This window comes from Oceanicoccus sp., assembly GCF_029238675.1.
Classification (GTDB): Bacteria; Pseudomonadota; Gammaproteobacteria; order Pseudomonadales; family Dasaniaceae; genus Oceanicoccus.
This window is the reverse complement of the sequence record NZ_JAQWFR010000017.1, coordinates 81,875-103,934: the sequence shown is the minus strand read 5'-3', so window position 1 is coordinate 103,934 and position 22,060 is coordinate 81,875. Positions and strand designations below refer to the sequence as shown.

Below are 22,060 nucleotides of genomic sequence, written 5' to 3'. Positions count from 1 at the left end.
CACGAGAGCCGTGCCTTTTAAGAATAAAATAATTACCTGACTATTTAAACTTCTAAATAATCCAGGATGCCTTCTGCGGCCTGGCGGCCTTCCCAGATAGCGGTCACTACCAGATCAGAGCCACGCACCATATCACCACCGGCAAAGATTTTTGGATTGGCAGTTTGGAATTTGTAGGCTTGCTCTTCTTCAGCAATAACACCATCCCAATCGTTAGTGGTAACTTCAAAGTCTTTCAACCACTCCGGTGGGTTGGGTTGGAAACCGAAAGCAACCAGAACGACATCCGCATCAACTATTTCTTCACTGCCTGGAATCGGCTCAGGGCGACGACGACCATTTTCATCGGGCTCGCCTAAACGTGTGGTGACCATTTTAATACCTTCAACTTTGTCGTTGCCGACAATAGCGATAGGCTGGCGATTAAATAAGAACTCTACGCCCTCTTCTCGCGCATTGGCCACTTCGCGGCGTGAGCCTGGCATATTCTCTTCATCACGACGGTAGGCACAAATAACATGGCTGGCCGCTTGACGGATAGAAGTACGGTTACAGTCCATCGCGGTATCGCCACCACCAAGCACTACAACTTTTTTGCCTTTCACACTGATGTAATCGGCGGGGTCTTTTTCAAAACCTAAATTACGATTTACGTTGGAGACCAGGAATGGCAGTGCATCATAAACACCATTCAAATCTTCACCGGGGAAACCGCCCTTCATATATTTATAAGTACCCATACCCATAAAGACGGCATCGTAGTCATCCATTAACGATTGCATGCTAACGTCTTTGCCAACCTCTGTGTTTAAACGGAACTCAATGCCCATTTCTTCAAACACTTCACGGCGACGCGACAGTACGGTTTTTTCTAATTTAAATTCGGGGATACCAAAAGTTAATAGACCACCGATTTCCGGGTAAGCGTCAAATACGACAGGTTTAACACCAGCGCGCACTAAAACATCTGCACAACCTAAACCAGCAGGACCCGCGCCGATAATAGCAACTTTCTTATCAGTCCAAACACGCTTGGACATATCCGGGCGCCAGCCCATCGCCAAAGCGGTATCGGTAATATATTTCTCAGTGGAACCAATGGTTACTGCACCAAAACCATCATTCAGTGTACAGGCACCTTCACATAAGCGATCCTGCGGACAAACACGGCCACAGACCTCAGGTAGGGTGTTAGTTTGATGGGACAGTTCTGCCGCTTCAAACAGGTTGCCTTCAGACACTAACTTTAACCAGTTAGGGATAAAGTTGTGTACTGGACACTTCCACTCACAATAAGGGTTACCACACTCTAAACAACGATGTGCTTGATCTTGTACTTCTTCTTTTTGGTAAGGCTCGTATATCTCTACATACTCTTTGGTGCGAGCATGCATCGTTTTTTTCGCTGGGTCTTGACGACCCACCTCAACAAATTGGAAGTTATTACTTAAACGTTCAGCCATAAAAAAGTCTCGTCGCTTACTCTGGGCGTTGTTTGATGGTATCTAAAAGCGTATCTACGCTGGCAGCTTTTGGTTTAACCAACCAAAACTTACCGACAAAATCAGCCCAATGATCGAGAATATGCTGCCCCCATTGGGAGCCAGTCTCATTAATAAAAGTTTGAATATTGCTACGCAAGTGATTGCGGTAGGCTTCTAAAGATTCGCTATTGATACGCTGAATTTCTACCAGCTCGTTATTGTAACGATCTACAAAACGATTACCCTGATCCAATACATAGGCAAAGCCACCGGTCATACCTGCGCCAAAGTTAACGCCGGTATCACCCAGTACGGTGATATTACCGCCGGTCATATATTCACAGCAGTGGTCGCCTGCGCCTTCAACAACAGCAAAAGCACCGGAGTTACGAACACCAAAACGTTCACCAGCCGTACCGGCTGCAAACAGTTGCCCGCCGGTCGCTCCGTATAAACAGGTGTTACCAATAATGGAGGTTTCCTGTGAGGCAAACTCACTGACCTTAGGCGGATAGATAACCAGCTTACCTCCGGCCATACCTTTACCAACGTAATCGTTGGCATCACCTTCCAGGTACATATTTAAACCGCCGGCATTCCAAACACCAAAACTTTGGCCCGCTGTGCCGGTCAGGTTTAATTTGATAGGGCTTTCTGCCATACCCTGGTTACCATAGCGTCTGGCAATTTCACCGGACAAACGTGCGCCGATAGAACGATCACAGTTAGTCACAGCAAAATCGAATTCGCCGCCGGCTTTATTTTCGATAGCATCAATAGTGCCGGCTACCATGGCTTCCGCTTTCTCGCCTTTATCAAAAGGATCATTAGATGCAGCGCCACAAAACTCTGGCTGGTCTGCCGCATCTGGGTCTTTATAAAGAATCGGTGCAAGGTCCAGGTTGCCCTGTTTTTCGGTAAAGCCTTCAAGGGTTTCTAATAAATCAGCACGGCCGATTAATTCTTCAATCGAACGTACACCGATCTGCGCCATCCACTCGCGAGTTTCCATCGCCAGGAAGCGGAAGAAGTTCATTACCATTTCTACGTTGCCGATAAAATGCTCATCACGTAGATAATCATTTTGCGTGGCTACACCTGTGGCACAGTTATTTAGATGACAGATACGAAGATATTTACAACCCAAGGCCACCATTGGTGTAGTTCCAAAACCAAAACTTTCTGCACCAAGAATAGCGGCTTTAATAACATCTAAACCAGTTTTTAAACCACCATCGGTTTGTACTTTAACCAAACCACGTAAGCCGTTTGAACGCAGAGCCTGTTGTGCTTCTGATAAACCCAGCTCCCATGGAGAACCAGCATAACGAATAGAGGTTAAAGGACTTGCCGCAGTACCACCGTCATAACCGGAGATGGTAATTAAATCCGCATAGGCTTTTGCCACACCGGCAGCGATAGTACCAACGCCGGGCTCTGATACTAATTTAACGGAGACTTGTGCACTGGGGTTAACCTGCTTTAAGTCATAAATTAGCTGGGCTAAATCTTCGATAGAATAAATATCGTGGTGCGGTGGCGGTGAAATCAAGGTAACACCAGGCACCGCATAACGTAGACGGGCGATAAGTTTATTCACTTTGCCGCCAGGTAACTGACCGCCTTCACCGGGCTTGGCGCCCTGGGCTACCTTAATCTGTAGTACTTCAGCGTTTACCAAATAATGTGGCGTAACACCAAACCGACCAGAAGCTACCTGCTTAATTTTTGAGGTGCGCTCTGTACCATAGCGAGCAGGATCTTCACCCCCTTCACCAGAGTTTGAACGACCCCCTAAACGATTCATCGCTGTTGCTAAAGCTTCGTGAGCTTCCGGGCTTAATGCACCCAGTGACATACCAGCGGAATCAAAACGCGGAAGAATTGACTCAATAGGTTCAACTTCATCTAAAGGAATCGGTTTAATATCTTTTTTCAGTGATAATAAATCACGTAGTGAAGCTACCGGGCGATCATTAACTAACGCTGCATAGTCTTTCCACTTGGCGTAGTCATCGGTAGAAACGGCGTCTTGCAAACCTTTAATCACATCCGGGTTAAAGGCATGGTATTCCTTACCGTGAACATATTTCAGCAAACCGCCCTGATCAATTTCTTTACGGGCAATCCAGGCTGATTTAGCTAACTGTGCTTGCTCGCCCTGCAGGTTATTAAAGCTACTGCCTTCAATACGACTGGCAACACCTTTAAAACAAAGGTCAACAACATCACTGCTTAAACCAACAGCTTCAAATAATTGCGCACCGCGATAGGAAGCAATGGTAGAGATACCCATCTTCGACATAATTTTTAGCAGGCCCTTGTTAAGACCTTTGCGGTAGTTGATATGGGCTTGTACCGGGTCACCTAATAATTCACCGACGCGAATCATATCGTCTAATACGCTATAGGCTACATACGGGTAAACCGCTGTCGCACCAAAACCAAACAGACAGGCAAACTGGTGAGAATCGCGAGCAGAGCCACTTTCAACAATGATATTGGTATCACAGCGTAAACCTTCGGCGATTAAACGGTGATGTACCGCCCCGGTAGCTAATAAACTGTGTACAGGTAGTGAACCTTTTTCAAGATTGCGATCAGAGAGTACTAATAAGACAGCACCAGCGCGAACAGCGGTTACCGCTTGCTCGGCAATATCTTCAACGGCTTGCTGTAAGTTTTTCTGCGCAGGGTCAAAGCTGAGTTCGATAGTTTGGCTATCGTAACCGGCTTTATCCAGTGACATTAGACGCTGGAATTTATCCGGCGATAATACGGGTGTAGTAAGAATAATACGGTCCGCGTGATCAGCGGTTTCTTCAAAGATATTTTTCTCAGCACCCAAACAAGTTTCCAAACTCATGACGATAGATTCCCGTAAAGGATCGATCGGTGGATTGGTAACCTGGGCAAATTTCTGGCGGAAGTAATCGTAAATAGAACGCTGTTGGCGTGACAGCACAGCCATTGGGGTATCGTCACCCATAGAGCCTACGGCTTCGTTGCCACCTTCAGCAAGAGGGCGCAGCACTTGCTCGCGCTCTTCAAAGCTAACCTGAAACATTTTTTGGTAAACAGGTATATCTTCGGCGTTGATCAGGTCAGGCTTTTGTACCGGTTCAAAGGTCGACTCTATACGCGTGGCGTTTTCTTTCATCCACTGTTTATAGGGGTGACGGGTTTTAAGTTGCTGATCAATATCTTTGGTGTGTAGCAATTCACCGGTCTTGGTATCAACCGCAAGAATTTGTCCCGGGCCAACACGGCCTTTGGCGACAACATCTTCAGGCTTGTAATCGTAGGTGCCGATTTCTGAAGCCAAAGTGATAAAACCGTTTTTGGTGATGACATAACGGGCTGGACGCAAACCGTTTCTATCCAGCATACATACCGCGTGTCGACCGTCGGTCATGACAATACCGGCTGGGCCATCCCAGGGCTCCATATGCATGGAGTTATATTCGTAGAAAGCTCTTAAGTCGGCATCCATATGTTCCATATTTTGCCAGGCGGGTGGCACTAGCATACGAACAGCGCGGAATAAATCCATACCACCGGCGAGCAGCACCTCTAACATATTGTCCATGCTGGAAGAGTCGGAACCGGTGCGGTTAACTAATGGGCTTATGCCTTCTATATCGGGTAGCAACTCCGTTTCAAACTTGCTGGCACGGGCATCAGCCCAATTACGGTTGCCTTCTATCGTATTGATCTCACCATTGTGAGCCAACATACGGAAAGGCTGGGCCAGAGGCCAGCGAGGTAATGTGTTAGTCGAGAAACGCTGGTGGAAAACACAGATGGCTGTTTCTAAACGCTCATCACCCAGGTCCAGATAGAACTTGGGGAGATCCACCGGCATTACCAGGCCTTTATAGGAAATAACAGACGCTGAAAAACTGCAGATATAAAAGTCTTCATCGCCGGCCAGGGCCAATTCGATTTTACGACGAGCGATATAGAGCTTGGTCGCCAAGGCCTGTTCGTCGGTTTCTTCGGTGTTAATAAATAGCTGTTCGATGCTCGGCAAGCTGCTAAGTGCAATCTCACCACAGTAAGCGGGATCCGTTGGCACTATGCGCCAACCCGCTGAGCTTAAACCCTGCTCTGCCAAAATGCCGTCTACGGTTTTGCGCGCAGCGGCAGCAACTGTTTCATCTTTGCTTAAGAAAATCTGTGCCACACCATACTGTGCGGACAACTCGGCGCCACAGCTTTCTTTCGCCACGGTGCGAAGGAAGCTATCTGGCTTCTTGATTAATAAACCACAACCGTCACCGGTTTTACCATCCGCAGCAATACCGCCGCGGTGGGTCATGCAAGTTAATGACTCAATCGCGGTGCGTAGTAATTCATAGCTGGACTTGCCCGCCATATCGGCGATAAGGCCAAAGCCACAGTTGTCACGGACGTCTTCAGGTCTGTAAAGGCCTGTACTCATATAACGAATCTCGCTAAAAAATCTTTTGTAAAATCAAAAAGATACAACGATCACAGCACAAAATTCTGCCATGCGCAGGAAAAAAGGGAGGACATTCTACACGTATGGCCCTAACGGGACAAATTTGAAGGGGAAATGGCTGTTTTTTGACCAAAAAAAATAAGCAGGGGAAAACTCTGACTATTGACGATTTTCCCGGATATCCTTCTGCACACCAGCAATACTGCGGGCCCAGGGGCGCTGTTTCTGTAGCTCTTGAGGAAGTACTTTGATACCAGCGAGGGCTGCGGGCTTTTCATTATAGGGGCCTGTAACGACCACAAACCAGGGCTTACCCTTTAAGCGGGTTTCAAAATATGTGACTGGCATGCGGTTTATATAGCGCTTAACGAACTCTCTGGCACGGGCCTCATCAACTGAGCCAATTAGCTGTAGCACGTAGTTTGTTTCCGGATAGGCCAATAAGCGCTGTTCTCGCACGGGTATGATGGGCTTGGTCTCAGCTGCTGGTTTAGGCTCAGCTTTTTTGGCTGGTACGGCTGGGGCTGGAGGGACTGGAGGGACTGAGAGTGCAGAAATCACTTTTTCTGGCTCAGGCTCAACCTTTGCCGGAGCAGAGTAATCAATCGACTCGGTATTCACTTCTTCTATGGAGGGCACATTAGTGGGCTCAACACTAGCTACCGATTCTTGCTGTTCAGGCTCTGGAACAACGTGTGCTTCTTTAATCAGGGCAATTGATGGCGGCTCGACCCTTTCAACGCTAACAGGCTGCTGACTTGTCGCCACCTCAACGGGTTGATCATCACGCCCCTGGTATAACCATGACACAATTAACGCCCCAGCGAGAATACCAATAGCCGCCACATGGGCAATAGGAATACCAAAGCGAAACGTTGAGGGCGTAGCTATCGCTTTAACATCTAATAGAGAAGGAACTAACTGATTGACCTCAAATAAATTACCCCCGGAGCGTTCATATAAAACCGCAAGCTGGTCATTGCTTAACGGTAAATCACCGGCATAACCCACCGAACGAAGCAGACCTAAAATATAGTCACCGGTTTCTGTTTCGGTAAGTGGTTCCAACTCAACTAGTTTGATGTGCTCATCGTTAAACGAGGCCAGCTTTGCTAATTGCTCAACCTGGTACTCACCGGCAATTAACAAGCAGATATTACCCTCTCCCAAATCAACCATTTGATGGAGCAGCTTATAAGCGTCAATTGAAAGATAATGGGCCTGGTCAACCGCCAACATAATGGGCTCTGGTTCACCGTCGATAATTAAGCCTGATCGTAAGGCAGCGAGAAAGTCCACCTGACTAATTGGGGAGGGTAGTTGAAAATTAAGCTGTTCGTTAAGGGACTCTAGTAGCTGCTCAGGTGAAGTAGACTCTTCGGCATTGATAAAGCAGCAGTCCATGGCATCTTCAATCAGCTCATAGGCTTGATCAAGCAAGGTTGAAGTACCGGAACCGGTAGCTCCTACTAACAGAACTGTTTGGCCACCGAAGCGGCTAAAGTGAACCAGTTGATCTAGTAGCTGGCGACGCATGCCTCCGGCATAAAAATAATCAGACTCAAAATCAACAGCAAAGGGGTCTTCCCCGAGATCGAGGCGCTGCACATAATGCTCAGCGTCATAACTGGCTGCTTCAGTCATTAGGCATTCCTATTGCTGCTCTTTGATAAAGGTAGTCACTGTTAAGCTGAGACGCCGGCATCGGTTAGGGTATCGCGCACATCTTGCTCCGCAATATCGCTGGTAACAATAGCCTCGCCCACTTTCTTTAACAATACTAAGCGCAAGCGCCCGTCTAATACTTTTTTATCTACGGCCATTAACGATAAAAATTGGTCGCAGGTCATTGCTGGTGGTGCTACAGGTAGTTCCGCCCGCAATAAAATGCTGCGAACACTTTCAACATCTTCAGCGCTGATCCACTGCTTTTTTTCTGATAGCTGGGCAGCTAGTTGCATACCGGCTGCCACAGCTTCCCCATGCAGCCAATTACCATAGCCTTGCGCCGTTTCTATCGCATGACCAAAGGTATGACCTAAATTAAGGATAGCCCGAATACCCGCTTCACGCTCGTCACTGGCTACGACTTTGGCTTTATTTTCGCAGGAGCGGTAAATAGCCTCTGCCAGCTTAGTCTGGTTGCAGGCTAACAGTTCTTCTATATGCTGCTCTAGCCATTGGTAAAAGTCAGCATCGCATATCAAACCGTATTTGATGACCTCGGCAATACCCGCCGATAGTTCGCGCTGGGGCAAAGTCGTTAGGGTGTTGGTATCGGCAATAACACATTGTGGCTGGTGAAAAGCCCCAATCATATTTTTACCTAAGGGGTGGTTAACACCGGTTTTGCCGCCAACAGAAGAGTCTACCTGGGATAATAAAGTAGTGGGAATCTGGATAAAGTTAACGCCGCGTTGGTAGCTCGCCGCCGCATAGCCAGTCATATCACCGATCACACCGCCACCCAAGGCCACTAATGTAGTGGTGCGATTATGCTTATCTTCCAGTAGTTTATCGTAAATAGCACTCAACACTTCCAGTGATTTATGCTGCTCACCGTCCGGCAATATCACTTCTGAATATTGTAAACCTGACAGACTCTCTCTAATTTTGGCAAGGTAGATGGGAGCTACAGTTTCATTACTCACCACCAGCACCTGGCGACCCGTAATATGGTTAAGGAGTAATTCTGGCTGGCTCAATAAGCCTTCGCCGATATAGATCGGGTAGCTTCTATCACCTAAGTCGACACTGAGCGTTTGCATGATATGGCTTAACTTGATTAACTTGAGGGTGTTATGTGAATGCGATATTAGAACACATTCGCTCTTATAAGATAAACCGCTGTCCCGGATTTTGAGTCAGCTTTTACGACGAAAGCATCCGGGTCAGTTCTTGTGCAACAGATTTTGGACTGCGACCATCGGTATCAATCACATAGTCCGCGATTTCTTCGTATAAAGGATGGCGAAGGTTCATCAAGTCGGTCAATACCTTACGAGGCTCCTCGGTATTAAGCAAAGGGCGCTTTTTATCTCTGGCAGTTCTGCGTACTTGTTCGTCGATGGAGGTCATCAGATAAACTACTCTCCCTCGGCCAGCCATAGCTTTGCGGTTTTCCGGCTTAAGGATTACGCCGCCGCCAGTTGCCAACAAGGTTTTATCCAGCTGGGTTAATTCATCCAGCATCGCCGCTTCACGATCACGAAAACCCGCCTCCCCTTCCATATCAAAAATCCAGGGAATATCGACGCCACTGCGGTCTTCAATTTCTTTATCAGTATCTTTAAAGTCTAAACGAAGATCGGCGGCTAATAGCCGCCCGATGGTAGATTTGCCGGCCCCCATAGGACCGACAAGAAAAACGTTGGAAGAAGATTTCATGCTGTTTTCAGGTGTATTGTTGTAAGGTGTATTATTGTCAATTTTATTTTAGTCGATAAGCGTATCAGCCAGAATTCTTGGCGTGATAAAAATTAATGTCTCAGTCTTTTCTTGCGTCACTGAGGTGTTAGTAAACAAACGGCCCAGATAAGGAATATCACCTAATACCGGGACTTTAGATTCTGACTCAACATCAACGGTACGGAACACACCGCCCAGTACAACGGTTTCGCCATTACCCACAAGAACTTGCGTGGTGAGTTCAGTAGTATCTATAGTCGGCACAACGCCACCATTGCCTGATGGTACTAAGTCACCGATGGAATCCTGATTAATTTCCAACGTCATAATGATGCGATCATCAGGAGTAATACTTGGGGTTACCTGTAATTTCAATACCGCCTCTTTAAACGAGATGGTGGTTTCACCGTTGGCTGAAGATTCCTGGTAAGGAACTTCAGAACCAGACTTGATAACCGCTTCTTGCTTATCACCGGTAATGACTTTTGGCTGTGAAACAATTTCACCGCGACCTTGTGATTCCAGTGCATTTAATTCCATCTGTAAAATAACATCCTGATTAACAAAGCCTACCGCCACACTACCTGTTGGGTTGGCAACACCCAAGTCGACGTTCAGTGCATCCGGCGCAAGTACAGGTTCTGACAAATCATTACCTTGGGCAAGGTCCAGGGCAGCCTGGGCAACCGAGTTACGACTGCTAATAATCGATTCAGTATTACCACCAAAGAATAACGAATCATCACCGTTAATCTCATTGATACCTGAAGCACCCCACTGCACACCTAGCTCTTCATCAAAACTGGAGTTGGCAATAACGATTCGGGCTTCAACCAATACCTGTCTAACAGGTACATCCAGCAAGCGAACTACGCGACGAAATTCCTGAAGCTTCTGGGCCGTCTCTGTCACTAATAGTGAGTTAGTGCGCTCATCAACAATCACGCTGCCACGAGGCGACAACAAACTTGTGGTTGCTACTTCATCACCGCCACCGCTGCCTTCGCTACCAAATAACTTATACATTTCACGGGCATCCGCATAACGAATACGGATATATTCTGTTTGCAGTGGCGCCAACTCTTCTATCTGTTTGTTATTCTCAATTTCCTGACGCTCTCTCTCGGCAATTTCTGCCGCAGGAGCCACCATCAATACATTGCCGTTTTGGCGCTTATCCAGACCTTTGGTTTTTAGTACTAAATCCAGAGCCTGGTCCCAAGGTACATTCTGAAGTCTTAAAGTAATACGACCAGAAACCGTATCACTGGCCACCAGGTTAAGGCTGGTAAAGTCAGCAATTAACTGCAGTACGGCACGAACTTCAATATCCTGGAAATTTAGCGATAACTTGTCACCCACATAGGCGAACTCTTTTTTCTTCAACTCAAGTTCTTCAACGGTAAGAGGCTTAACACTGACTACATACTCGTTATCGGTCTGGTAGGCCAGGTAATCGTAATCACCACCGGCTTTCAAAGAGAATAATGCACCACCTTCGCTAGGCTGGGCTTCAACCGACTGAACCGGAGTAGCAAAATCGCTAACATCATAACGACGCTGAAAACGCTCGGGCAGACTGACATCATCAAAGTCAACTTTGATAAAGCCGCCTTCAACAAAAACATTAATACCAGCTTTAGGATTAGCCAGGTTAATTACTAAGCGGCCTTCACCTTGATCACCACGCTTGAAATCAACATCAACGATTTCATTACCCACCGTGGCAGGCTTTGCAGAGGCCACTGATAAAACAGGATTTTCTTTGGTAGGTTTTAAGTATTCACGAACACCGGAATCACCCACATCAACATACAGGCTATTGCCCTCAATGCGGGTTTGATAAGGTGCCAACTCCACTAAATTTAAGATCATTCGCGTGCGACCACCGGCTTCTAAAATTACCGCGCTGCTAGCGTTACCATACGAGAGTGGGAATTTTTTCTGCTCCAGCTTGCTAGAGACGCCGGCGAAGTCGAGGGCAATTCTTGCTGGCTTTTCAATATTGTAGCCTTTGGGCTTTGGTGGCGTACCATCAAAATCCAGGCGCACTTCAAAGCGACCGCCAGGCTGAGAACTAAATTTAACATCCGTTAAGTTGACGGCACTAAAAGCCGTACCAGCAAACAATGCGCATAGTAATAGCGAAAGAGTCCTTAATATAGGCAGTGACCTGAAAAAACAGCCCCCAGTATTTGAACTCAAATGTTTGTTTACAATATCCATGGAAATCTCCGCTCTTACTCTTCTTCTATTGTCTTTAACTGAATGGTTCTTGGTCTTTCTATCCAACCGTCCACACCATTAGGTACTATTTCAATTACCGAAACATAGGTCTCCGTTGATTCAACAATACGGCCATGATTGCGCCCTACATAGTCGCCCAATTTAATGCGATGGACACCGCCTGTTTCATCTTGCATCAGGGCCCATAAAGCATCCCCTTGCTGCAAAGTCCCCACCATAGATAAAGAATCCAGGGGAAACTGCTCCAGATATTCTTTAGTACGATTGGGATCAGGTTTAACATTGCTGGCCATACGTAAGCGCGTAATCTCTGTCACTTCTACGGGCCTTTCAAAAGGACTACGCAGAGCTGATGCGCTATAGGTAAAAGCTTTATAAGCTTTAAAGACTGGAATAGGCTTGATCAGACCGGCAGGGCGGGACTTTTTCTCCGCCATAAAATCATCGAGATCCTCATAACCGCCGCCACCACAGGCAGTAAGGGTGATAACAGAAACTACTAATAAAATTTTTGAAAAGACATTAGGCATCGTCCACCTCCAAATCCTTATAGCGATAGGTCTTGGCTGTGATTTTCATAGTCAGTGCGGAAGAGTCTTTTTGTTTAGCAATTTGAAAGTCATGCAGTGTGACAATTCGAGGAAGGCCGGCAATACCGCTAACAAAGGAGCCCAGATCATGATAATTGCCACTGACTTCAATCTGGATCGGCAACTCAATATAGAATTCTTCAGCCCGCTCATTACCCAAGGTAATGCTGCTAATTTCCAAGCCGCTGGCCAGACCTTTGTTGGTAATATCTTCCAGTAGCCCAGGGACTTCAGTATCACTAGGTAGCTGGCTAATTAGTGCGCCAAATGATTCTTCCATTTCTTCCATTTGTTTGCGGTAAGCCTTCAGGTTTGCCGCCTGAAAAGCCTTGCGTTCAAATTGTGATTTAAGATCTTGTTCTTTCTTTTCAGATTTGGCTAACTCATTTTGCAGATCGGCAACATCGTAAAAATAGCCTGCCGCTAATACCCCGATAAAAACCGCAACCCAAACAATCGTTTTTATCATGATTGGCCATGAGCCAACATTCTCCAGATCTAAATCATTAACATCAAAGTCTTTGAGTTCTTGTATTGCATCGTTAAATGACATCAATTATTTCTCCCCTTCTTCGTTGCCGGAAGGAGTGCTAATGTTAAATGACATTGAAAATTCACTCGCCTGCTCGCCAAATTGCGGGTTGGCGGTTACCGCAGTTAAATTCGGGTCATCAAACCACTCGGACTTATCAACCTTACGCATCAGGCTTGAAATTCGGTTATTGGACTCAGCAATACCCATCAAATTAATCGCATTTGCACTGCGGGATAATTGATTGTAAAAAACGCCATCAGGCAAGCTTCTTACCATTTCATCGAAAATTCTAACGATAATGGGTCTGTTGCCCTGTAGCTCCTGGATAACTTTCATACGGTCCAAAAGCTCTTGCTTTTTCTTTTTCAGCTCGCGAATTTCTTTAACTTGCAGCTCTAATTCGCTGATTTGTTTTTCCAGGTATTTATTTCTGGAGTCCTGGTGATCGATAGCACTATTTACGATCATATCCGCCAACATCACCAAGGCGAAACCAAGCGCTGCAATCACACCCAGAACAACCAAAAAGGCTTGTTTTAGTTCCTGGCGTCGCTCTTCGCGCCAGGGAAGTAAATTGATATTAGCCATTAATCGAAACTCCTTAGCGCCAAACCGCAGGCGACCATCAGTGAAGGAGCATCATTACTTAATGACATGGCATCAACCCTAGATGCCACCGACATATTGGTAAAAGGGTTCGCCAATGTGGTGGGAGTACCTAATTTATCCTGAACAATGTCAGCTAAGCCGGTCATTGAAGCTACGCCGCCAGCTAACACGATATGATCAACATCATTGTACTGACTGGAAGAGAAGAAAAACTGCAAGGAGCGAGTCACTTGCTGTACGACTGCATCCTTAAACGGCTCAAGTACTTCAGGCTCATAGTCGTCGGGTAATCCGCCTTGCTTCTTGGCCAGGCCTGCCTCATCTAAAGAAAGACCGTAACGACGTTGAATTTCTTCGGTAAGCTGGCGTCCGCCAAATAATTGCTCACGAGTATAAACGGTTTGGCCATCGACCAACACACTTAAAGTGGTCATGGTAGAACCGATATCGACAATGGCTATAGCACTGTCTTCATCACAATCCAGATGTGGGCGAATCAAGTCAAAGGTGCGCTCAATGGCATAGGCTTCGACATCAACAACTTTGGCCGTGATATCTGCCATCTCCAGGGCGTCAACTCGCAGCTCGACGTTTTCCCGACGGCAGGCTGCCAGCAGGACTTCAACCTGCTCAGGGTTATGTTCCGACTCGCCCTGCACCTCAAAGTCTATGGCAACTTCATCCAGGGGGTAGGGAATATATTGGTCAGCTTCCAGGGTAATCTGGGTTTCCATGTTGTCGTCATTGAGGCCATCGGGCATATCGATCAACTTGGTAATGACCGCCGATCCGGCAACGGCCACCGCCGCTGTCTTCATTTTCGACTTGGAGCGCTCATAGGCCTTGGTGACAGATTCAGCTACACCTTCTAACTCTGCGATATTTTTCTCCACCACAGCATTGGGTGGCAAGGACGCCACTGCATAGCTCTCGACCTTGTATTGGTCGCCAGTTTTACTAATCTCCAGAAGCTTTACTGAGGTGGAGCTTATGTCCACCCCCAAAACCGGGGTCAATTTCTTTTTTCCTATTAGACTGCCTAACACAGTAAATTTCCTTTTTGCGTCCGTAACTTAGAAGCTCACTTACATAAGTTACATTAAATATCACGTATGGGGATTGCGCAAATTAATCATCATAAAAAAGTGTCCATAATTTCACGCTTTGGCTCACTGACTTAAAGTACTGGCTTAAAATACTGACTTAACGTAGTGACTTAAAGTAAAGTATCGAACCACGATCAACGCAACTGGAAAAGTATGGCTCATATCACAAATTTCACCAGAATCACTTTATGGTTAATGCTATCAGCATCCACCGGTGCCTTATTAATATTAGTCAGCGCCTATTTATACCTTAGCCCTAAATTACCGCCAGTCGATGTGCTTAAAGACGTGCAATTACAAACACCATTGCGTGTTTTCTCTACCGATGGTCAACTTATCGGCGAATTTGGCGAAAAGCGCAGAAGCCCCATCGCCTATGATCAAATCCCTAATCAATTCGTACAAGCCATATTGGCCGCTGAAGATGACCGCTTCTTTGATCATCATGGTGTGGATATAAAAGGCCTGCTGCGCGCTGCCTCGCAATTATTGGTAAGCGGCTCAATAAAAACCGGTGGTAGCACCATCACCATGCAGGTAGCAAAGAACTATTTCCTGAGTTTTGAGAAGACTTTTTCAAGGAAATTCAATGAGATACTACTAGCCCTGCAAATTGAGCGAGAGCTGCCCAAACAAGAAATCCTTGAGCTATATGTGAATAAAATCTTTTTGGGCAATCGCGCTTACGGTATTGAAGCCGCCGCCCTGGTGTACTACGGCAAATCGATTAACGAGCTGGATTTAGCCCAGCTAGCCATGATTGCAGGGCTGCCAAAAGCCCCCTCTGCCTATAACCCACTGGTTAACCCATCTCGCGCTATTATCCGCCGTAACTGGATTTTAAATCGTATGCTGGATTTACAATATATTGACGACAGCGAGCATATTGAAGCTATTAGCAGCCCGATTACCGCCACTTATCACGGCTCTAAAGTGGAGCTATATGCACCGTATATCGCCGAAATGGTGAGAAAAGACATGCTTAACCGCTATGGGCGGGCGACCTACACAGATGGCTTCAGGGTATACACCACCATCAATAGTGAACTGCAAGATAGCGCTACCAAGGCGGTTATCAGCGGCTTGCTCGCCTATGACAAACGGCACGGCTATCGCGGGCCTGAACAGAATCTCGCTGGCGAGACTACGGCAGAAACCGGACAGGAGATTGATACTGAGCCGGACTACACGGAATGGTTGGCAGCACTGCGCAAGGCCTCTAAACCTGGCGATCTTGTTCCCGCTGTTGTTATTGATGTGCAAGAACAATCTGCGACAGCGTTATTGGCCAATGGCAATGCGATTGAAATTGCCTGGGAGAACGGCCTCAAAGGCAAGCGCCCCTATATAACCGTTGATCAATTAGGGCCCAACCCCAAAACAGCCAGCGATGTGGTTGCTGTGGGTGATGTAATTCGAGTGCAGCAGCAAACCGACAGCAGTTGGTATCTCACTCAGTTACCGGCAGCCCAGGCCGCTTTGGTTTCTTTAGATGCTGATAATGGCGCAGTCCTTAGTCTGGTCGGTGGCTTTAACTATGGCCAGAGTAAATTTAACCGTATCACCCAGGCCACTCGCCAACCTGGCTCGAATTTTAAGCCCTTTGTTTATACCGCAGCCCTGGCCAATGGTTTTACCCCTGCCAGCACCATCAATGATGCCCCCATCGTGTTTAAAGATGCGAGCCTGGAAAGCACTTGGCGCCCCACCAATGATGGCGGTAAATTTTACGGCCCCACGCGACTGCGTTATGCCCTGTTTAAATCTCGCAATTTGGTATCGATACGCTTACTGAGAAGTCTGGGAATTTCCAAAACCATTAACTATGTTGAGAAGTTTGGCTTTGACCCCAGCCAACTGCCTCGAGACCTCTCTCTGGCACTGGGCAGCCACTCGCTAACCCCGCTAGAGATAGTAAGTGGTTACTCCGTGCTGGCTAATGGAGGTTTTAGTGTTGAGCCATTTTTAATCCAGCGCATTAATGACATCGATGGCAACCTCCTTTATGAGGCCACCCCTGCCACCGTTTGTCGCAACTGCGAAGAGCCGGTTGAGCCTTCCACCGAGGCTACCGAAGAACTGGCCACCCTTGAGGATATTCTGGAACAGGCCGACGCGGAAGAAGAAGAGTTAAGCCTGCCAGAAGCAGAGCGTGTTATCGAACCCAGAGTGGCTTATATCATCGATAGCATGATGCGCGATGTAGTCAAAAAAGGCACCGGCCGCAAAGCCAGAAGCCTTGGCCGAGACGACCTTGCGGGTAAAACGGGTACCACCAATGGCCCTACCGATGCCTGGTTTTCCGGTTATGGCGGCGGCATTGTTACCACAGCATGGTTTGGCTTTGATAAAAACGGTGTGCTTGGCAATAGAGAATATGGCGGCTCAGCGGCTTTGCCGATCTGGATTGACTATATGCGTGTCGCCCTGAAAGGCCGACCAGAAATCACCCCCAAGCAACCCGAAGGTATTGTCACCGTTAAGATCGACCCAACAACGGGCCTACTCGCCAAGCCCGGCCAATCCAATGCCATCTTTGAAATCTTTAGGGAGGAGCTCGCCCCCACCATGGAAGCTGATAACGAAGATCTTTCCGGAGACCTCAACCAATCTGAAGAAGTGATGGTAGAGGATATTTTTTAAACCAGTGCGTCATTCCCGCGAAGGCGGGAATCCAGTGCTGTAGATTTCCGCTTTAGCGGAAATAACAGCATAAACATGCAGGCTGGATTCCCGCCTTCGCGGGAATGACGGGTAGGGTTTAAATCGCCTCAAGCGCTTCCACTAATTTACTCACCCCCACAATTTCCATACCCTGCACACCATCTTTAGGTACATTGGCCTGTGGCACAATCGCTCGTTTAAAACCATGCTTGGCCGCTTCATGAATACGCTCCTGACCACTGGGCACAGGGCGTATCTCACCCGATAAGCCCACCTCACCGAATACCACTAAATCCTGCGGCAAAGGCCGGTTGCGAAAACTCGACACAATAGCCAATAGCAATGACAGGTCCGCACTGGTTTCCAATACCTTAACGCCACCCACCACATTCACAAACACATCCTGGTCACCCACCTGCAAACCACCATGTCGATGCAATACCGCCAATAACATCGCCAAACGGTTTTGCTCCAAACCCACAGCAACCCGCCTGGGGTTGCCTAAGGGCGAGTCATCTACCAGCGCTTGAATTTCTACCAGCAAAGGCCGAGTACCTTCCCAAACCACCATCACCACACTGCCGGAAGCAGGCTCTTCGGTGCGGGATAGAAAAATAGCCGAGGGGTTTTTAACCTCCTTTAAACCCTGCTCGGTCATAGCAAAAACCCCTAACTCATTGACTGCACCAAAGCGATTCTTTTGGCCACGGAGCGTTCTAAAGCGGCTATCTTCAGAACCCTCTAACAAGATTGAGCAATCAATCATATGCTCCAGAACCTTGGGCCCAGCCAAACTGCCATCTTTGGTCACATGCCCCACCAAAAACAAAACCGTGCCGGTTTGCTTGGCATAACGGGTTAGATAAGCGGCACACTCCCTCACCTGGGACACACTGCCCGGCGCGGAAGTAACATCCTCACTATGAACAACCTGAATAGAATCAACCACCAATACTTTCGGCTTTAACACCTCCGCCTGGGCGCAGATGGCCTCAACATTGGTTTCAGACAACATATTTAATTTATCGGTAGGCAGGCCTAAACGCTGGGCGCGCATAGCCACTTGTTGCAATGACTCTTCACCAGTGACATAGAGTGCATCCATCGATTGCGCCAGATGACACATGGTTTGTAACAACAATGTACTCTTACCTGCACCAGGGTGACCACCCACCAACACCGCCGAGCCATGCACCAGACCACCGCCGAGAACACGGTCAAACTCCCCTGCACCGCTGCTAAAACGAGGTAGCTGCTCCAGGTTGATCTGATCAAGGGTTTGCACTGCCTGACCATTGGCCGCACCGGCATAGCCTTGAAAGCGTGCCTCTTTAGCGGCAGCAGGGGAAGAAGCTAACTTAACTTCCGACAGCGTATTCCAGGCCCCACAATCCTTGCACTGACCCTGCCAGTTGGCATAGTCAGAGCCACAATCATTGCAGACATAAGCGGTTTTGCGTTTGGCCATTGGGGCATACCTGTCGATAAAAAGCTGATGTTAACCAATAACTGTATATATTAACAGTATCTATTTAAGCAGCTTAACTGGTGCCTTGCCAGTGCGAGCCGTACAATAGGCGACCGATGCAACACTCAGGCTAAGTCCTGGGTTAATAACAAAAACCTAGCCAGCACATGTTGAACACTTTACTGTAAGCCTTATGTCATCCCTGATTCCCGAGCGACCGCTAATTATTTCTCCTTCCCTGGCCACCACCATTGGCCTGGAAGAGGCGGTGCTCCTGCAGGTGCTTAACGACTGTATGGAATATAGCCAGGGCAGCCAACAACGCGGCTACCAATGGTTCACCCTAAACCGTAACGACCTGCAAAAATATTTACCGTTTTGGGATCTGAACGAGTTACAGCGCATCTGCCAAAGCTTAAAAGATAAAGGCATCATCCTGATTGAGTCTGCTCCACTGACCCAAAACCAGCAGTTTCGCTTTGCGATGAATGAGCAATCCCAGGCAACTGAGCCCTCGCCACAACAAACTGTAGCAACGCCGACCAAGAAAAGTGCCAACCTGTTAGCCGATAACTGGCAGCCCGATGAAGACTTACTGCAACTGATTACCATGAACCACAATATCCCCCGTGACTTTGCCTTACAGCAGCGGGAAGATTTTGTGCTGTATTGGCGGGACCGCCAGCAAGTGTCCCATTCATGGTCCAGTAAATTCCGCCAGCATGTTTTAAAAGAATGGCGCTTTCATCAAAGCCGGCAAGCGACCGCTAACAACCAGCAGGCATTGTCTAACGATATTAATCAGCAGTGGCAGCCCAGCCCCGATGCTTTGGAAATTTTATATCGCACCGGCATTACGGCTGATTTTATCGAAGACTCTATTCCGGAATTTGTGTTGTACTGGCGTGAACGTGGCGAAGCCCATAGCACCTGGAATTCAAAATTTATTGCCCATATCAGAAGGCAATGGGCGCAGTTTAATAAAACCATGGAACTGGATTACGAGCCACGGGAAATTCCCGCCAACTGGCAACCCAATGAAGATGTTTACGATATTTTAAAACTGGCTAATATAGATATGGACTTCGCCAGGCAACTGGTGCCAGAATTTGTTTTATTCTGGCGCGATACCCAACAAATCCAGCGCTCCTGGAATACTAAATTTTTACAGCACGCCAAATACCAATGGGCGACTCGTCATCAAATGGGGCAACACTATGCAGGACAGCAACTCACTGATCGATCAGGTCAACCGGAGCGTAAGAGCACCTTCGACCTCCTCACCGACAGAAGCTGGGCCAAAGACCTCGTTGAAGGCGAATAAAGGTAAAGCGAAGATGACAACACCTACAATGCATAACGCCACACCTACTGAAGACCATATTACCGCCATCAACCAGATGTTTACGGAATTTCAGTTGGCGTACCATAATCAATTTCACAAAGCCTTTTCTGACGACCAGAAAATTATGATGGCGAAACAGTTATGGGTAAAAACACTGTGCGACTTAAGCCCTGAAAGAATTATGATTGGCACGCGCAAAGCGATTAAAGAATCAGAATATTTACCAACACTTCATACTGTAAGAAAGTTTTGCGATCCCAACCCCGAAGAGTTTGGCCTACCTGATGCCTACAATGCTTATTTGGAAGCCTGCCGCGCCGCCACACCTAAAATTGAACAAAGCTGGTCACATCCTATCGTTTATTTAGCGGGCAATGCATCGGACTGGTTTTTTCTTAGCGGCAATAGCGAAGCCAAAGCCTTCCCTGTTTTTAAACGCAATTATGAAATTTTAGTGGGCAGGGTAATCAATGGTGAGCGACTGGATATGCCTATCCATAAAGCCATCCCTGAAAATATTAGCCAGCCATTAAGCAATAAAGAGAGAAAAGAGCGCTTACAGGCTATGCGGGAAAAACTGGATATTTAAACCAGACCTTCCGCCGAGCAGCCATGGGCCAACGCAAGCCACAAATTGTTCCCTGATTCTTTAAGCGCGCTCTATCCATGGCTTTTATGCTGATAATCGCTACAATAAGCGACCCATTCCTAGCATAGATAGATAGATAGCAATCACCATGTCCGATTCCGACTCTAACAACACACATTTTGGCTACAAAACCGTAGAACGCGAGCAAAAAGCGGGGATGGTGGCCGGTGTATTCCATTCGGTAGCCGCCAAATACGACGTTATGAATGACCTGATGTCGGCGGGCATCCACCGTATCTGGAAACGTTTTACCATTGAAATCTCTGGGGTACGTCCCGGCCACCAAGTTTTAGATATTGCCGGAGGAACGGGGGATTTAGCAGCAAAGTTTAGCAAGATTGTGGGAGATGAGGGTCGAGTCGTACTGGCAGATATCAATGATTCCATGCTAAAAGTGGGCCGCGATAAGCTGACCGACCTGGGTCTGGTGGGCAATATTGAATACACTCAGGCCAATGCCGAAGCCCTGCCCTTTCCCGACAATACCTTTGATTGCATCACTATCGCCTTTGGGCTGCGCAATGTGACGGATAAAGATAAAGCGCTGCGCTCCATGCTAAGGGTGCTTAAACCCGGTGGCCGCCTATTGGTACTGGAGTTCTCAAAACCTGAAAGTGAACTGCTCAGCAAAGTCTACGATAATTACTCCTTTAAGCTACTGCCCAAGATCGGCAAGCTGGTGGCGGATGATGAAGAGAGCTACCGCTATCTGGCGGAAAGTATTCGAATGCACCCTGATCAAGACACCCTAAAAGCCATGATGGAAGATGCCGGCTTTGCCCGCTGTGAATACCATAATATGACGGGCGGGATTGTAGCGGTTCATAAAGGCCTTAAGGCATGATTACTGAGCCCAAAATCATTAGCACAACACTTCACACCACAGCCATCGGTGCGTTGGAAGCAGCGATTAATGCAGCGCTAAAACTGGACCCCTCCACACTCAATAAACTGGCAGAGCTAAAGAGCCATGTGTTTTTACTCCATTGCAGCTCACCGCTATTAAATCTCTACCTGATACCCGGCGACGGCGATATTCGCCTTTGCGGTTTTTATGATGGCAAGGCCGACACCGCTCTAACAGGTAGCTTCAGCGAATTTACTAAACTGGCTACCTCCGCCGACCCTGCCAGCGCTTTAATCAACGGTGAACTGGAACTGCATGGCGATAGCCAGGCCTTAATCACGCTACAAAAAATTCTCAAGCAACTGGATATCGATTGGGAAGCCCCCCTGGCCAATATCTTTGGCGATGTGGTTGGCCATCAACTGGGTCGTAATATTCGCCAGGGTTTTCGTTTTGGCCTGCAAGCCTTGCAAGGGATTAAGCGACAAGTAGACGAATATATTGTTGAAGAAAGTGACCTGGTGCCAGCCCGCTGGCAGGTTGATCATTTTTTAACAGATGTCGACAAACTTGCTATGCGCACTGACCGACTTAACGCACAAATCCAAAAAATTAAACAGCGTCTGAACCCTCAAGGATAACC

Annotated in this window: 16 protein-coding genes; 5 read left to right on the top strand and 11 right to left on the bottom strand. The window is 47.4% G+C overall.

The genetic code is table 11. The features are described 5' to 3' along the window. Positions 1-44: 44 nt before the first annotated feature. The 10 genes from P8H32_RS06145 to P8H32_RS06100 all read right to left on the bottom strand — a co-directional run bounded on the left by P8H32_RS06145 (position 45) and on the right by P8H32_RS06100 (position 14,384). Positions 45-1,463 carry an FAD-dependent oxidoreductase gene (locus tag P8H32_RS06145; RefSeq protein ID WP_301088761.1) on the bottom strand — a complete coding sequence of 473 codons (1,419 nt, stop codon included), beginning with the start codon at positions 1,461-1,463 and terminating at the stop codon, positions 45-47. 16 nt (positions 1,464-1,479) lie between these two features. Next, the gene (gene gltB / locus P8H32_RS06140) at positions 1,480-5,928 is read right to left on the bottom strand and encodes a glutamate synthase large subunit (protein WP_301088760.1); all 4,449 of its coding nucleotides are present in this window, start codon (positions 5,926-5,928) and stop codon (positions 1,480-1,482) included. Positions 5,929-6,108: 180 nt separating this feature from the next. Then, positions 6,109-7,593, bottom strand: a complete 1,485-nt coding sequence (locus P8H32_RS06135) for an AAA family ATPase (protein WP_301088759.1) — start codon at positions 7,591-7,593, stop codon at positions 6,109-6,111. Positions 7,594-7,634: 41 nt separating this feature from the next. Next, positions 7,635-8,717 carry a 3-dehydroquinate synthase gene (aroB, locus tag P8H32_RS06130; RefSeq protein ID WP_301088757.1) on the bottom strand — a complete coding sequence of 361 codons (1,083 nt, stop codon included), beginning with the start codon at positions 8,715-8,717 and terminating at the stop codon, positions 7,635-7,637. Positions 8,718-8,820: 103 nt separating this feature from the next. Continuing rightward, the gene (gene aroK / locus P8H32_RS06125) at positions 8,821-9,336 is read right to left on the bottom strand and encodes a shikimate kinase AroK (protein WP_297292807.1); all 516 of its coding nucleotides are present in this window, start codon (positions 9,334-9,336) and stop codon (positions 8,821-8,823) included. Positions 9,337-9,384: 48 nt separating this feature from the next. Further along, on the bottom strand, positions 9,385-11,583 hold the full coding sequence (pilQ, locus tag P8H32_RS06120) for a type IV pilus secretin PilQ (RefSeq protein ID WP_297292806.1): 2,199 nt from the start codon (positions 11,581-11,583) through the stop codon (positions 9,385-9,387). A 14-nt stretch (positions 11,584-11,597) separates the two neighbouring features. Further along, positions 11,598-12,134, bottom strand: a complete 537-nt coding sequence (locus P8H32_RS06115; RefSeq protein WP_297292805.1) for a pilus assembly protein PilP — start codon at positions 12,132-12,134, stop codon at positions 11,598-11,600. Continuing rightward, positions 12,127-12,747 carry a type 4a pilus biogenesis protein PilO gene (locus P8H32_RS06110; RefSeq protein WP_297292804.1) on the bottom strand — a complete coding sequence of 207 codons (621 nt, stop codon included), beginning with the start codon at positions 12,745-12,747 and terminating at the stop codon, positions 12,127-12,129. Before P8H32_RS06110 ends, P8H32_RS06115 begins: the two co-directional genes overlap by 8 nt. Before the next feature lie 3 nt (positions 12,748-12,750). Then, entirely contained in the window at positions 12,751-13,317 is a 567-nt protein-coding gene (locus tag P8H32_RS06105) for a PilN domain-containing protein (protein ID WP_297292803.1), read from the bottom strand. Then, a complete protein-coding gene (locus P8H32_RS06100) occupies positions 13,317-14,384 on the bottom strand; it encodes a pilus assembly protein PilM (protein WP_301088753.1) in 1,068 nt (355 codons plus the stop codon). The genes P8H32_RS06105 and P8H32_RS06100 overlap by 1 nt, the downstream gene beginning before the upstream one ends. A gap of 213 nt (positions 14,385-14,597) precedes the next feature. Between P8H32_RS06100 and P8H32_RS06095 the strand changes: the two genes are divergently transcribed. After that, positions 14,598-17,087 carry a penicillin-binding protein 1A gene (locus P8H32_RS06095; protein WP_301088751.1) on the top strand — a complete coding sequence of 830 codons (2,490 nt, stop codon included), beginning with the start codon at positions 14,598-14,600 and terminating at the stop codon, positions 17,085-17,087. A 118-nt stretch (positions 17,088-17,205) separates the two neighbouring features. Here P8H32_RS06095 and radA read toward each other — a convergent pair whose 3' ends face one another. Then, positions 17,206-18,576, bottom strand: coding sequence for a DNA repair protein RadA (gene radA / locus P8H32_RS06090; RefSeq protein WP_301088749.1), 1,371 nt, complete (start codon positions 18,574-18,576; stop codon positions 17,206-17,208). Between the two features lie 193 nt (positions 18,577-18,769). Between radA and P8H32_RS06085 the strand changes: the two genes are divergently transcribed. The 4 genes from P8H32_RS06085 (at position 18,770) to P8H32_RS06070 (ending at position 22,058) form a co-directional block, all read left to right on the top strand. Further along, positions 18,770-19,900, top strand: a complete 1,131-nt coding sequence (locus P8H32_RS06085) for a DnaT-like ssDNA-binding domain-containing protein (protein WP_297291654.1) — start codon at positions 18,770-18,772, stop codon at positions 19,898-19,900. Positions 19,901-19,913: 13 nt separating this feature from the next. Next, on the top strand, positions 19,914-20,510 hold the full coding sequence (locus P8H32_RS06080) for a replication protein P (RefSeq protein ID WP_297291653.1): 597 nt from the start codon (positions 19,914-19,916) through the stop codon (positions 20,508-20,510). Between the two features lie 148 nt (positions 20,511-20,658). Continuing rightward, the gene (gene ubiE, locus P8H32_RS06075) at positions 20,659-21,414 is read left to right on the top strand and encodes a bifunctional demethylmenaquinone methyltransferase/2-methoxy-6-polyprenyl-1,4-benzoquinol methylase UbiE (protein WP_297291652.1); all 756 of its coding nucleotides are present in this window, start codon (positions 20,659-20,661) and stop codon (positions 21,412-21,414) included. Continuing rightward, a complete protein-coding gene (locus tag P8H32_RS06070) occupies positions 21,411-22,058 on the top strand; it encodes an SCP2 sterol-binding domain-containing protein (RefSeq protein WP_297291651.1) in 648 nt (215 codons plus the stop codon). The genes ubiE and P8H32_RS06070 overlap by 4 nt, the downstream gene beginning before the upstream one ends. The last annotated feature ends 2 nt before the right edge of the window (positions 22,059-22,060 follow it).